Origin of the sequence: Limnobacter sp. CACIAM 66H1, from assembly GCF_001601825.1 — a bacterium.
In the GTDB taxonomy this organism is placed as follows: domain Bacteria; phylum Pseudomonadota; class Gammaproteobacteria; order Burkholderiales; family Burkholderiaceae_B; genus Limnobacter.
This window is the reverse complement of the sequence record NZ_LUJK01000012.1, coordinates 1-13,011: the sequence shown is the minus strand read 5'-3', so window position 1 is coordinate 13,011 and position 13,011 is coordinate 1. Positions and strand designations below refer to the sequence as shown.

Genomic DNA, 13,011 nt, shown 5'->3' with positions numbered 1-13,011 from the left:
AGCGGTTTAGTGTTTGTCGTTTTTAAATTCGTTCGGAAATAACGATTGAAGGCCTGCGAGCGCTTCATCGAAACTTGCACTCTCTAACATTGACTGTTGCAGGAGGTTTTCAATCTTTGGATAAAGGGCCAAAGAATGGTCCAATTGTGGGTCTGCCCCCGGCGAGTAAGCGCCCACGGTGATCAGGTCACGGTTTCGCTGAACCCGGGAGAAAGCGGCTTTCAAGCCACGGGCCGCATTCAAATGGCCTGCGGGCACAATATTGTGCATGGCCCGTGAAATGGACTGCTCAATGTCAATGGCAGGGTAGTGGCCGCTTTCTGCCAGTTGGCGCGACAGCACAATGTGGCCATCCAGAATGGCGCGGGCTGAGTCGGCAATGGGGTCTTGTTGATCGTCACCTTCGGTCAACACAGTGTAAAACGCAGTAATCGAGCCTCCGCCTTTTCTGCCATTGCCTGCCCTTTCTACCAATGTGGGCAGTTTGGCGAACACGCTGGGCGGGTAGCCTTTGGTGGCAGGGGGTTCGCCGATGGCCAAGGCGATTTCACGTTGGGCCATGGCGTAGCGTGTCAGTGAATCCATGATCATCAGCACGTTGTGGCCCTGATCCCGGAAATGCTCGGCCACCACCTGGGTGTAGGCTGCGCCTTGCATTCGAAGCAGGGGGCTGACGTCCGCAGGTGCAGCAATCACCACGCTGCGCTTTAAACCTTCCTCGCCTAGAATCTGTTCAATGAATTCTTTGACTTCTCGACCACGTTCACCAATGAGGCCCACCACAACACGGTCGGCTTTGGTGTAACGGGCCATCATGCCCAACAACACTGATTTGCCCACACCCGAGCCTGCCATCAGGCCAATACGCTGACCTCGGCCAACCGTGAGCAGGGCATTGATGGCTCGGACGCCCACATCCAGTGGTTCGGAGATGGGTTCCCTCTCCAGTGGATTGATTGGGCGGGCAGCCAGTGGGCTGCGTTTTTCGAATTTCAGTTCACCCAGGGTATCCAGTGGGCGGCCATTGCTGTCCACCACACGACCCAACAGGCTGTCGCCCACAGGCAGGTGTTTGGTTTTGTCTTCAGGCCTGCGCCAGGGGTGCGCTTTTACACCCAACTTGGGTGCGATGGGAGGGGGCTCCTGTGCAATAACCTTGGCACCGGGTGTCATGCCGTGCACATCAGTGGCAGGCATCAAAAACAGCTTGTCGCCATTAAAGCCCACCACTTCAGCTTCCAGCGGCGGGGCACCTTTTTGTACCACAGTGCAGACACTGCCCACGGGCAGCTTCAGGCCCACAGCTTCCATGACCAAACCGGCCACGCGGGTCAGTTTGCCAGTGGCAATTTGGGGCTGGCTGTGTTCAACCAGAAATTTGCATTCGTCGATCCATTCCAACAGGTCGGCCATTTACTCAGTGTCCTCTGGATTCAATGGGTTGTGTCGGCCCAAAGCCTCAATGGCCCGTAGCCAGCGGGTTTGAAGCGTTGCATCCACTTCGCCTTCCGGGTGTTGAAGTAAAAAACCACCTTGCAGTTGCTTGGGGTCTTCGATCATGCGCAGATTGCCCAGCATTTGCTGGTCGCCGAATTGGGCTTCAAGCACGCGAATGGTGTTGGGGTGAGCACGCAGCGTGACTGCTTTGCTGTGCAACTGCATGCTTTCCAGCACCTGGTTCAACAATTCGGCTGCGTATTCAGGGTGCAGGGCGAGTGTGTCGCCAATCACTTTCTTGCTGACCAGCACCGCCAGATCAAGCAGTTTTTCAGACAATTCGCTTTTGAAGCGTTCGAACTCCGCTTCCATGGTGCTGGCGGCCTGCACCAACACCACGCGTTCATTGTGTGCTGCATTCCAGCCCGCTTCATAGCCCAATTGCTGACCACGTTCCTCGGCCTGTTTCAGTGTGTCTTTTTCAAGTTCTTCCAGTTGTTTTTCGCGTCGGGCCAATGCCTGTTCCCATTCCTTCAGGCGGAGTTCCTCCGCAGTGGGGGCCGGTGCTGGGGCGAGGACTGAGGCTTCGGTCTGATGACGATTGATTTCTGCCATCATCCGGTCCACGGGGTTTTCATAACGTGAACCAATCAATTCAACTGACCAGCTGGGTAGCTCTGCCGCGTCGAGTCCGCGAATAATGCGGTTAGATGAACGCATCTTCTCCGCCTCCACCCAATACTACTTCGCCGGCATCAGCCAGTTTTCTGGCCACTTTCAGTACATCTTTCTGTGCCGCTTCCACTTCAGAGAGGCGAACCGGGCCACGGCTTTCGAGATCGTCGCGCAAGGCCTCTGCTGCTCGGCTGGACATGTTCTTGAACACTTTTTCCCGAATCGCTTCGTCTGCACCTTTCAGTGCAATCACCAACAGGTCGGTTTGTACATCGCGCAGAATGCTTTGCATGCCGCGGTCGTCGATGTCGAGCAAGTTGTCAAAAGTGAACATTTCATCCTGAATGCGCTGGCTGAGTTCGTTGTCGTATTCGCGGATGGTGTCGAGTACTGTCTTCTCGGAAGTGGTGCCCACAAAGTTCAGAATTTCTGCTGCAGCACGCACACCACCCAAGGTTGTCTTTTTCAGCTTGTCGCCACCGGCCAGCACTTTGGACAGCACATCATTCAGTTCCAGCAAGGCATTGGGTTGAATGCCATCAATCGTGGCTATTCGCAGTACTACATCACTGCGCAGACGATCTACAAACAGGTTCAGGATAGCCGCAGCAAAGTCGCGTTCCAGGTGAACCAGAATGGTGGCAATGATCTGTGGGTGTTCGTTTTTAATCAGCTCAGCCACAGTCGCCGGGTCCATCCACTTCAAGCCTTCAATGCCAGAAGTGTCGCTGCCTTGCAAAATGCGATCCAGCAAGAAACCGGCCTTGTCCTCGCCCAGTGCCTTGGTCAACACGCTGCGAATGTAGGCATCGGAGTCCAGGCCAAGCGCACTCTGACTCTGTGCCAGATTGACAACCTCTCCGGCGATTTCCTCGATGCGCTCAATCGGTACATCTTTTGTTTTCGACATCTGCTGCCCCAGGCGCTGTACCTCTTTGGGGCCCAGATATTTGAATACTTCTGCAGCCTCTTCCTCGCCCAAGCTAAGCATCAGGATTGCGCCTTTTTGAATGCCAAGTTCGCTTTCTGCCATGGTATTGATTCCTTGTAGTGCTTCGTCAGGCGGGCCTTAGCCGTTCTGTGTTTCGCCGTTGACCCAGTTCTTCACGATGCTGGCAACAATCTGTGGATGTTCTTTGGCCAATTGGCGCAGCTTCTCCATTTTTTCCTGGCGATTCATGCCGGGCAGGGTGCCTTCGCGTTGCAGTTGCTCAAGCAATTCTGCGTCGTTGTCACCACCCACCTGGTTGGCCAGGAGTGGCATGCGTTGTCCGGGCAGCAATTCTGGCCCTTCATCAAACAAATCAACTTCGGCCGGCTTCATCATGGGGCGCAGTACACCGAACACCAGAATGGCTGCGATCAGCGCAATGCCGATTGGCATGCCCAGTGATTTCGCCAGGTCCATGGTTTCCTGCTGTGCCCACATGGGGATGGATTGCTCTTCAACTTTGGTGAAAGCCTGGTTGACCACATTGACTGCATCGCCGCGTTGTTCGTCAAAACCAATGGCCTGTTTGACCAAGCTGTCCAGTTGGGTGATTTCCTCAGGGGTCAGCGGCACCTGGCGCGTTTCGCCTTTGGGGTCGGTGATTGTTTTGTAGTTCACCACCACTGCGGCCGACAGGCGTTGAATTTTTCCAACCTGCGATTTCGTGTATTGAACCGATTTGTCCACTTCGTAGTTCACCGTGGAATCTTTCCGGCTGCTGCTGTTGGTTTGTGTGGCAGTGTTGTTACCGCCGTTCACGCCATTGGCCAGTGCCTGTTGTGGGTTCTGACCGATGTTGGCTGCTGCTTCTCCGGGAGGCGTGTTGGCCATGACACCGGGTATTCCTTGTGGGTTGGCATTACTGCTGCCGTCATTGGATTCGCTGATCTGCTGGCTACGAATCGTGGCTTGTGTTGCGTCACCATTGGGTTTGTAAATTTCATCAGTGCGCTCGGAAGTCGAGTAATCCATGTTTGCAGTCACGGTGGCACGGACGTTTTCGCTGCCGAACACGGGGCTGAGAATATCGACAATTCGGCTGGTCAGGCTTTGTTCAATCTGGTTGGTGTAGGCCAGCTGCGTGGGGTTCAAACCACTTTCCATTTGTGTTTTGCCGGTGAGCAACCGACCAGACTGGTCCACAATGCTGACGTCTTCCGGGTTCATGCCCGGCAGGCTTGAGGCGACCAAATGCACAATGCCGTTGATTTGGGGCTCCGAGAGTGTGCGGCTGCCAAACAGGTTCAGCACAATCGATGCGCTGGGCGTTTGTTTTTCGCGGATGAAAATGGATGGCTTTGGAATGGCCAAATGCACACGTGCACTTTGCACGGCCGAGATGGATTGAATGGAGCGAACCAGTTCACCTTCCAGTGCACGCTGGTAATTCACTTGTTCCTGAAACTGGGTAATACCCAGTTTCTGATTGTCCATGGCCTCAAAACCGCTGACGCTGCCCTTGGGCAGGCCTTGGCTGGCAAGGGCCAGGCGTGTGTCGTACACCTTTTCAGAGGGCACCAGAATGGCAGTACCGGCGGTATTGAATTCATAGGGCACTTTCATCTGGGTCAGTGCTTCAACAATCGCACCACCATCTTGATCATTCAGACCGCTGAACAGAACACGGTAGGTGGTCTGGTTGGCCCACATCAGCAGAGAGGCAATCACCGCGATCAGCAATGGCACACCAATCAATATGCCCATTTTGTTTTTTTGGGGCAGTTTTGCGAAACGTTGCTGCATATTGGTAATCGGGTTGTTGCCAACCGGGCCGATCACTTCGGGGCTGCTGAGAACTTCTGCCATGGAATACCTGCATGTGGGTTAAATATTGTTCTACCTATGCATTGTGCTTGCTGGGGTATGCAAGCAATTCAGTAAAAAGGGGGCTTTAACGGCACCTATTTCAAAAACTTGAGGGTGACGTTTAAAAAATAAGGGGGGTTTTACCCCTTGTTTGTGGCAATGGCTTGCCCCGCTTGCCTGTACAAAGAGAGGGTACAAACAATAATTCCGCGTTGGAGTGTTTCATGATCGACAAAATGGGGGCCGTGAGTGGCCTGTTAAGCAGTGCGGTAACAGATGCCATCAAGAGCCCGTCGCTGACCAGCAAGCCACAGGCACTTGACCAGGCCTCGTTCGCTGATGCCATTGCCAAGGCTTTGGAAAGCGCAAGCCTGTCGGCCGACAAGGCTGCTGACCTGGGCAAGCGTTTGCAGATGGATGACCCCACTGCCTCGGTTGAAGAAACGGTGATCGCCATGAATACTTCATCGCTGCAATTCACAGCGGTGGTTCAGGCGCGTAACAAAATTCTTCAGGCCTACAACGACATCATGAACATGCCTGTGTAATGTTTTGAAGTCGTTCTGAATTCCAGACAGGCTGTGGCACAATCCAGTTCATTGACCCCATTGAAGAACTGGAGCCCAGCCCATGATTGCACCTTTCCCGATTGCCCGAGACAACCGAGCCGAAACCGCAACCGACCTCTTTATGTTGCCTCAGTTGGCCAATCGGCATGGCTTGATTACTGGTGCAACCGGCACGGGCAAAACAGTTACTTTGCAGGTATTGGCCGAAGCTTTTTCACGAATGGGTACGCCAGTGTTCATGGCCGATGTGAAAGGCGACTTGACCGGTATTTCCCAGCCCGGGAAAACTTCTCCGAAATTTGAAGAGCGTCTGAAAATGACTGGCATTCCTGTGCCGGAATTTGCAGGCAGCCCGGTGACTTTGTGGGATGTGTTTGGTGAACAGGGCCACCCGGTACGTGCCACCATCTCCGATATGGGGCCTTTGTTGTTGGGCCGTTTGCTGGGTTTGAACGACACGCAGGAAGGTGTGTTGAACCTGGTATTTAAAATTGCCGACGACAACGGCATGCTGTTGCTGGACTTGAAGGACCTGCGCGCCATGCTGCAGTTCGTGGGTGAAAATGCCAAGCAGTTCACCACCGAGTACGGCAATATTTCTTCGGCTTCGGTGGGCGCCATTCAGCGCGGCCTGCTGGCCCTGGAAGGGCAAGGCGCCGACAAGTTCTTCGGTGAGCCCATGTTGAATATTGATGACCTGATGCAAACTGACTCAAACGGCAAGGGCATCATCAACATTCTGGCAGCCAATCAGTTGATGAATTCGCCAAAGCTTTACGCCACATTCCTGTTGTGGTTGTTGTCTGAGCTGTTCGAGAATCTTCCTGAAGTGGGTGATGTCGAGAAACCCAAAATGGTGTTTTTCTTTGACGAGGCTCACCTGTTGTTCACCGATGCGCCCAAGCCATTGATTGAAAAAGTGGAGCTGGTGGTTCGCCTGATCCGTTCCAAAGGTGTAGGTGTTTATTTCGTGACCCAGAATCCGCTGGATGTTCCTGATTCGGTGTTGGGGCAGCTCGGTAATCGCGTTCAGCATGCCCTGAGGGCGTTCACTCCGCGCGATCAGAAAGCGGTCAAAGTGGCGGCGGAAACCATGCGTCCGAATGCTGGCCTGGACATTGAAGCCGCCATTACCGAGTTGGGTGTCGGTGAAGCCTTGGTCAGTTTTCTCGATCCGAAGGGTACTCCCAGCCCAACTTGCCGCGCCTGGGTGTATCCACCGGCCAGCAAGTTTGGTCCGGCCAGCCCCGAGCAATGCAAGGAGTTGATTGCCAATTCATTGGTGGCAGGGGTGTATGAAAAAGCGGTGGATCGTGAATCGGCTTTTGAAATGTTGAAAGCGCGCACCGAGCAGGCGATGGCGGCGCAGGACGCTGCCGAGACGCCCGCTGCACAGGGCGGGACTCAAGCCGCCGAAGAGAAGAGTACGCTCAGCGGTCTGGGAGACATGCTGTTTGGTACCAGCTCGGCGGGTGGGCGCAAGCGCCAGAGTGTGGCAGAGACCATGGCGAAGAGTGCGGCGCGCAGCATTGGCTCACAGGTAGGGCGTGAGCTGATGCGTGGCATTCTTGGTTCTCTGCTGGGTGGCAGCAAGCGACGCTGACACATCCAGCACCTAGTCGATCGAATGCAGGTTGGCGCGTTGTCGGCGTTCTGTGGCGAGCAGAAACCGCTGCAGCCTGCGTTCGGCGCCCCGTTCTACCGTTTTCATTTCACATCCGAGTTGGACCATTTCCGGGTGGTCAGCCATCGGCTTGATGTTTCGCACCACCAACTCCACCAACATGCTGCCTTCGCCGTCGGGCAATGTGAGGCGAACATCCTGAATGACTTCTCCCGCCTGATGAAGGCTGGGTGGTGTTTGTAATGACAAGCCACAGCCAGCAAGGCTGATGTCGATCAGGCTGATTGGGCTGCTCACCGTTGGAATTTCAAGTTTGACCTGTGCGTTTAATTCCTCATCGGCCATCACCCGGAAGTAATTTCGCCGTTGCAGGCGAACGACGGTTTTGGGTATGGCAACGCGCAGGGCATCAGCCCCCTGGTATTGGCTCTGTAGAATTCCCATGCCTGCAAACTGCACTTTCACGCCGTCCGGAAAACTCACCATGACATAGGCCGTTGAAGCATCGCACTTGCTACTGAGGGTTTTGTCGTAGGGTGTACCCAGCCACATGAGGCCGCTGGTCCAATCGATATTCAGTATTTCAGTGACAAACTGAGTGTGGTCGGCTTGCAGGTATACATACAGCTCATGCTCGTCTTCATCGATGGTGGTGAGTAGTTTGCGCACAGTGGGTACTGCGCTCAAACTGAATTCCTCAAGCAGTTTTTGATCGCGTTCTGGGGCGATACTGGTGTTGTGACTCATGACTATCCCTCTGTACTGAATTCTTTGTTTTCTATTTGATACACCCAGGCCAACAATTCTGCAATCGCCTGGTAGAGACCCGGTGGAATTTGTTGGTCCAGGTCGACATTCATCAGCAACGAGACCAGCTCGCGACTTTCGTGAACAAACACTCCGGATTCTTTGGCTTTCTGGATAATTTGTTCTGCAATTAAGCCTTGACCTTTGGCCACCACCTTGGGTGCACCTGAGTGTTCTAGGTAAGCCAAGGCCACGGCTTGTTGGGGGCTGAGTTTATTCGCCAATTTCCAACCCCGTCGGTGTCATGAATTGGCCGTGGACCAGCTTGAGTCCTTTGTCATCCATGGCTTGCCGAAAGGTTTGCCAATGGGGATCAATGACCTGTTTGCTGCGTGCAGATCCGGTAATTTGCACATCACATTGTGAACCTACCATACGCACCCGGACATTCAGTTCACCCAAATGAGCCATGTCCAGTTTCAGGCGTGCAACCCAGGGGCGGGCAGGCTCCTCGCTGTTCGGCTCTTCCTGATCTCCGGCCTGTTCGTGGTCTGGTTCAATGTCGATTTGAACCGGGTGTCCCAACAAGCCGCTAAGCGCCAGAGAAATTCGATTGTTGTCCAGTGCAGCCAGTTGCGCAGTAACCAGTTTGACCGATTGATCGACGGCAGAGGGGTTCAGACCTTTTTCCGAGATCACCTGTTCCTGTCCGAATCGCGCTTGAGGCTCTCTTGCAATTTGGTCGGTACTGCGTTGGCCATTGGCCCACTGTTGTAAATGCGATTCGTAAAACAAACCGCTGTTTTCTACGGCAGCACTGACCTGTTTTGCCAATACACCAGCAAGACTGTTGTTCAGTTGGTTCGATGTGTTCACACTTTGGGCATGTTGCACCTGGCTTTGAGGTGTAGTTTGCGCCACGGCGCGGGTATTGGGCGTTGTATTGTCGGGGTCAGCCAGCAAGACGCCGGGCAGGTTGGTTTGTGTTTGAAACTGTGCACTCAATTGCTTCAGGCTGGTCATCACCGAGGTGGACACTTGGGTAGGTGAACCCTGGCCCAAACGTTCAAGAAGACCAATCAGTCGCGCTGTGCCCGAGAGTCGATCCACGAAACTGGGGGAGTCCTGAGCCTCACCATCCTCAGTGGTTGCGGGCAAAGGCGTGAGCAGATTGCGGGCTTCAGCAATTTTCTTACTGCCGCTGCTGCCACCTGCGGACAAGTCATCCCCTTTGCCGGACAGGGCAAAGGCGACGGTGACCATTTCACCCGCAGTGAGCTGTCGTCCAGGAGGTAATTTGACTTGAATGTTCTGGCCGCCAAACTCCAGTTCTGCCTCATTGCCCGGACCTCCTTTCACCACACGCACCAAGGCGGTTTGCCCGGCAAGTTGCTGGGCTTGTGGTAGCGGGAGTTGACGGGTCAGTATGGCAACCACAGGTGCGATCTCGCCTTTGCCAGACGAAACACGATCCCCAGGATTGGATTGAAGTACAGAATTGACGCTGGGCGGAGCCGATTTAACCGGGGTTAATGTCATGTCTCACACCCGTTGCTTTAGCGCAATGGCTTAGTTGGACCCATAAGAGTTGCTGAGTTTCTGCGAGTTGTTGGCTGCGCGAAGAAATTCTTCCAACTGCTTAAGGCGGGGTTCAGTGATGTCGCGAATGGCAGCGTCATCAGCCAGAATCTTTTTCAGATAGCCAATGTGCTGGCTGCGTTCCTTTTCATTCAACTCGGTTTGTTGTGCTTCCTTGATTGCCTGAAGCTCGTGGATCAATTTTGAGCACTGTTCTTCAGCAGCACACAACTCATCCCAATTGCCGGCCTTGGCCGAATCAAGCATCACCTGGCTTTGATTCGCTATGGCTGCGTACAACTTCATGATTGCACCGTTGTTGTCTGTCGCGAAGATCATGGTCGAGAGCGGTCCTAAGTATGTTGTTATGGTTTGGTGACGGTTTGGCCTATTTCCAGCCAGGCAGTGCGCAAGTCGTCCAGCAAGTCGATGCAGGTGTCCATGCGTTCCGGACTGTTTTGGGCGTTGGCCAAAATCAGTTCTTTGCCGATGTAGTCGTACAGTGCGAGCAATTGCTGAGCCAGCGCACCGCCAGCATTCACGTCCAGCGACGCAGTCAATCCGTCTTTGATGATGCGCAGCGCCTTGTCCACCGATTTGGTCTTCATCTCGATGTTTTGCATTTCAAGGTAAATTTTGGCTTTGCGAATGGCCTCGATTGCCCCTTCGTAAAGCATCACAATGAGGCCGTGGGGTGAGGCACTGTTGATGCCTGTTTCCAGTCCTACCTGTGCGTATGCTTTTGCGCCGTACATCATGGTGCGTTCACTTGGTAATTTGTCTTAAACAAATGGTAGGGCCTGTAGCCCCTGTTTGATCCGACTAAAAACAGGGGTTTTAGGGCACAGTTCCGCGCTTACCGCTGTTGGGCCAGCGCGGCCAGTTGCTGGCTGAGATAAGAGCTGGTTTGCTGCATGCTGGCCAACATCGAGTCCAGCGCCGTGAATTGGGCGCGGTAGCGCTTTTCCACCTGTTCAAGTCGCAGGTTGATTCGGTCTTCCTGGTCGTCCAGGCGGGATTTTCTGCTGTTTAGTCCATCTGTTCTGGATACCAGGGTGCCGCCTTCGTCGGTCAGGCTGCCTATCCAGTCGCTGAGCCTTTCAGCCAGGCCCTTGCTGAAGGTAATCGAGCCCATGTTGCCGCTGGCTCCTTGAACCACCGAGAATTGCAGACCCTCGCTGGCGTTTCCGGTAGCACCGGTCAGAACATTGCCCACACCTGTACCCGCCACACCATTGATGGTGCCTGCAATCGTATTGCTGCCATCGTAAGCCGTGCTTATATTGACTGCATAAGTGCCTTCCTGGGTCATGCTGCTCGCACCCAGGTACTTCACACGCGCGTCAGTGCTTGTCGCGGTGTTGGTGAAAACCTTTTCCAGAATGGAAGGGTCTGCAGCCACGGCTGAGTCAAGTTTGCTTTTGTTGAGTGACAAAACTCCGTCTTTGTCAAAGCTAAGACCAATGTCACTCAAGCCTAGGCCGTATTGGGCCACTTGTTCACGCAGAATATTGCGAAGACCACGTTCGAGCGTGGATGGTGTTGTTTCCTTGGACAAGGTGGCATCTTTTTGCTGCTGGTCTTTCAGATTGCCGCGAATCTTGTTGTAAGCGGACACGAATCCGTCCAGTGTGGTTTTCAGTGCCGTGTCATCCAGCCCAACTTCCAGATTCACTGCCGTGGTGGTCACGGCTTTCAGGTTCAGGGTGAGGCCCTGAACTGCATCAGTCACTGTGTTGCTGGCCTTGCTGACCGCCAGGTTGTTGATGGTGAAGTTGGCGTTTTGCGCCACTTGAAGCGAGCTGGCATTTTTACCTGAGCCTACTGCGGCTGTGGGATCAAAGGCAAGCCTGGACAGCCCGGCAGTGTCGGTGTTGTTCCCGTCGGCGTCAGCCACTTCCAGTTTAAAACCATTCACCGCACCTGTTTCCTTGCTGGTCAACACCAAGCGAGCGCCGGTACCGTCATTGATGATCGAGGCAGTTACGCCTGAATTCGAATCGTTAATGGCCTGACGAATGCCGTCCAGCGTTTGCTGCCCGGTGCCAATGTTGATGGTCACCGGGGTTTTATCCGGATTATTCGTAAAGGTGTTGCTGCCTGAGTCATAGCTGCCCAAGGTGATGGTCAGGCTGCCTGTACCGACGGTGGTGTCGGCCGTGGCTACACTGGATGCCGCCACGCTTTGGGCTTTGGCCAGTTGACTCACTTGTATGCTGTAAGTGCCTTTGGCGGCGCTGGCGCTGGCCGTCGCAGCCACCTGTTTGTCGTCGCTTGAAGTCACTTTCAATGGATTCAGATTGCTCAGGTTGCTGAGTTTGTCAGCGGCTGATTTCAGGTCTGCAAACGAGTTCTTGATGATGCCGTAGATGGAAATCTTGGTATTGATCGCAGTGCGTTCCTGACTTACTTTGGTCAGTGGAATACGTTCAGCAGCCATCAAAGAGCTGATGATGCCCTCAATGTCCAATCCCGAACCAATACCTGCCGATGAAATTCCTACCATGATTTATTCCCCTTGTTGCGTTCTAGACTTCGCGAGACATGAGAACGCCTTGCATTTTCTCGATGGCTTTTGCGATCTTCAGCATTTCAACCGACGGAATTTGTTTCAACACTTCCTGTGTTTCCCGGTCCACAATTTGAACAATCGGTTTGCCGTTGTCACTGTCGACCAAAAACTTCAAATTGGATTGATTGCTGGTTAAGGCAGCGTTTGCTTTCTGAACCACCTCAAGTACTTCGCTCACGCTCAACTCGGCCCGTTCTCCCATGGGTGATTGGACTCCCATGTTTTGAGCCGGTTTAGTGTTCGTTGCGTCCTGCGGTTTCTGCAGGCCAGTTGCATAATCAGCCATGTTTGAAATGTTCATTTTCGCCACCTTTGCGAATTTTACGAGGCCAAGACAAGGCCCCATGTCTTGATTAACGGCAGCTTTAGGGGTTTTCTTTAACGTTAAAAAGCCCGGTGAGCTTGATTCACCGGGCTTTTTGTTCGATTTGAATCTGCTTTTGGCAAATTCTCGTCTGGTTTCAGATCAAATCTGAATTAACGCAGCAAGCTCAACACGTTGTTGGGCAGCTGGTTGGCCTGGGCCAACATGGCAGTACCGGCCTGTTGCAGGATCTGTGAACGGGTCAGGTTTGCAGTTTCTTTGGCGAAGTCCGCATCCATGATTCGTCCACGGGCAGAGCTGAGGTTGGCGCTGGTGGTTTCAAGCGAAGAAACCACTTGATCCAGTCGGCTCAAACCAGCACCAGTTGTGGCGCGCAGGTTGGTGATGTCGTTGATTGCAGTGTCAATTTCAGTGATTGCAGTTGTTGCGTTGGCCACTGTGTCTACACCACCAAATGCGGTCACGATTGCGGCCTGTGTTGCGCCACCCAGGGTGGTTTGCAAGTCATTACCAGCAGCCGTGCCCGTGTCGGTCAGGTTAACGCCCAGTGTGTCAGACGCCACGTTGCCAGAACCAATTTGCAGGTTCACGGTTTTGTTGGCAGCTGCGAACACGTTATTGCCGTTGAATGTGGTGCCTGTTGCAACACGGCCCACTTCGTTGGCCAGTTCTGTGAATTCACGGTTC

At 53.7% G+C, this 13,011-nt stretch carries 14 protein-coding genes; 2 read left to right on the top strand and 12 right to left on the bottom strand.

Annotated elements, in window-relative coordinates; all coding sequences use genetic code 11:
- Positions 1-6 precede the first annotated feature (6 nt).
- Genes fliI through fliF form a run of 4 tightly spaced genes read right to left on the bottom strand, consistent with a single transcriptional unit; the run spans position 7 to position 4,909 of the window.
- Positions 7-1,413, bottom strand: coding sequence for a flagellar protein export ATPase FliI (fliI, locus tag A0129_RS05325; protein ID WP_291713062.1), 1,407 nt, complete (start codon positions 1,411-1,413; stop codon positions 7-9).
- The gene (locus tag A0129_RS05320; protein ID WP_291713060.1) at positions 1,414-2,157 is read right to left on the bottom strand and encodes a FliH/SctL family protein; all 744 of its coding nucleotides are present in this window, start codon (positions 2,155-2,157) and stop codon (positions 1,414-1,416) included.
- On the bottom strand, positions 2,144-3,145 hold the full coding sequence (fliG, locus tag A0129_RS05315) for a flagellar motor switch protein FliG (RefSeq protein ID WP_291713058.1): 1,002 nt from the start codon (positions 3,143-3,145) through the stop codon (positions 2,144-2,146). Before fliG ends, A0129_RS05320 begins: the two co-directional genes overlap by 14 nt.
- 36 nt (positions 3,146-3,181) lie before the next feature.
- A complete protein-coding gene (gene fliF / locus A0129_RS05310; RefSeq protein ID WP_291713056.1) occupies positions 3,182-4,909 on the bottom strand; it encodes a flagellar basal-body MS-ring/collar protein FliF in 1,728 nt (575 codons plus the stop codon).
- Between the two features lie 224 nt (positions 4,910-5,133).
- Here fliF and A0129_RS05305 point away from each other — a divergent pair, with 224 nt between their 5' ends.
- Complete coding sequence (locus tag A0129_RS05305) at positions 5,134-5,457, top strand: flagellar hook-basal body complex protein FliE (protein ID WP_008252509.1); 324 nt, start codon at positions 5,134-5,136, stop codon at positions 5,455-5,457.
- 82 nt (positions 5,458-5,539) lie between these two features.
- A complete protein-coding gene (locus A0129_RS05300) occupies positions 5,540-7,081 on the top strand; it encodes a helicase HerA-like domain-containing protein (RefSeq protein WP_291713054.1) in 1,542 nt (513 codons plus the stop codon).
- A 12-nt stretch (positions 7,082-7,093) separates the two neighbouring features.
- Here A0129_RS05300 and A0129_RS05295 read toward each other — a convergent pair whose 3' ends face one another.
- The 8 genes from A0129_RS05295 to A0129_RS05260 form a co-directional block, all read right to left on the bottom strand.
- A complete protein-coding gene (locus A0129_RS05295; RefSeq protein ID WP_291713053.1) occupies positions 7,094-7,849 on the bottom strand; it encodes a flagellar brake protein in 756 nt (251 codons plus the stop codon).
- Between the two features lie 2 nt (positions 7,850-7,851).
- Positions 7,852-8,133: an EscU/YscU/HrcU family type III secretion system export apparatus switch protein gene (locus tag A0129_RS05290; protein ID WP_291713051.1), complete on the bottom strand. Its 282-nt coding sequence runs from the start codon at positions 8,131-8,133 to the stop codon at positions 7,852-7,854.
- Positions 8,123-9,388 (bottom strand): flagellar hook-length control protein FliK, encoded by a 1,266-nt coding sequence (locus A0129_RS05285; RefSeq protein WP_291713049.1) that lies wholly within the window; start codon positions 9,386-9,388, stop codon positions 8,123-8,125. Before A0129_RS05285 ends, A0129_RS05290 begins: the two co-directional genes overlap by 11 nt.
- A gap of 30 nt (positions 9,389-9,418) precedes the next feature.
- Complete coding sequence (locus A0129_RS05280) at positions 9,419-9,766, bottom strand: flagellar protein FliT (protein WP_168426926.1); 348 nt, start codon at positions 9,764-9,766, stop codon at positions 9,419-9,421.
- 26 nt (positions 9,767-9,792) lie between these two features.
- Complete coding sequence (fliS, locus tag A0129_RS05275; protein ID WP_291713047.1) at positions 9,793-10,185, bottom strand: flagellar export chaperone FliS; 393 nt, start codon at positions 10,183-10,185, stop codon at positions 9,793-9,795.
- Positions 10,186-10,283: 98 nt separating this feature from the next.
- Complete coding sequence (fliD, locus tag A0129_RS05270) at positions 10,284-11,933, bottom strand: flagellar filament capping protein FliD (protein ID WP_291713045.1); 1,650 nt, start codon at positions 11,931-11,933, stop codon at positions 10,284-10,286.
- 22 nt (positions 11,934-11,955) lie between these two features.
- On the bottom strand, positions 11,956-12,300 hold the full coding sequence (locus A0129_RS05265; protein ID WP_105028589.1) for a flagellar protein FlaG: 345 nt from the start codon (positions 12,298-12,300) through the stop codon (positions 11,956-11,958).
- Positions 12,301-12,476: 176 nt separating this feature from the next.
- Positions 12,477-13,011, bottom strand: a 535-nt coding sequence (locus A0129_RS05260; protein WP_291713043.1) for a flagellin, incomplete at its 5' end; no start/stop codon positions are given.

Excerpts from the sequence above, each read along its gene's own strand:
- A0129_RS05280 (WP_168426926.1), bottom strand. The coding sequence starts at position 9,766 with ATGATCTTCGCGACAGACAACAACGGTGCAATCATGAAGTTGTACGCA.
- A0129_RS05305 (WP_008252509.1), top strand. The coding sequence starts at position 5,134 with ATGATCGACAAAATGGGGGCCGTGAGTGGCCTGTTAAGCAGTGCGGTA.
- A0129_RS05295 (WP_291713053.1), bottom strand. The coding sequence starts at position 7,849 with ATGAGTCACAACACCAGTATCGCCCCAGAACGCGATCAAAAACTGCTT.
- fliS (WP_291713047.1), bottom strand. The coding sequence starts at position 10,185 with ATGATGTACGGCGCAAAAGCATACGCACAGGTAGGACTGGAAACAGGC.
- fliF (WP_291713056.1), bottom strand. The coding sequence starts at position 4,909 with ATGGCAGAAGTTCTCAGCAGCCCCGAAGTGATCGGCCCGGTTGGCAAC.
- A0129_RS05265 (WP_105028589.1), bottom strand. The coding sequence starts at position 12,300 with ATGAACATTTCAAACATGGCTGATTATGCAACTGGCCTGCAGAAACCG.
- fliG (WP_291713058.1), bottom strand. The coding sequence starts at position 3,145 with ATGGCAGAAAGCGAACTTGGCATTCAAAAAGGCGCAATCCTGATGCTT.
- A0129_RS05300 (WP_291713054.1), top strand. The coding sequence starts at position 5,540 with ATGATTGCACCTTTCCCGATTGCCCGAGACAACCGAGCCGAAACCGCA.
- A0129_RS05285 (WP_291713049.1), bottom strand. The coding sequence starts at position 9,388 with ATGACATTAACCCCGGTTAAATCGGCTCCGCCCAGCGTCAATTCTGTA.
- fliD (WP_291713045.1), bottom strand. The coding sequence starts at position 11,933 with ATGGTAGGAATTTCATCGGCAGGTATTGGTTCGGGATTGGACATTGAG.
- A0129_RS05320 (WP_291713060.1), bottom strand. The coding sequence starts at position 2,157 with ATGCGTTCATCTAACCGCATTATTCGCGGACTCGACGCGGCAGAGCTA.
- fliI (WP_291713062.1), bottom strand. The coding sequence starts at position 1,413 with ATGGCCGACCTGTTGGAATGGATCGACGAATGCAAATTTCTGGTTGAA.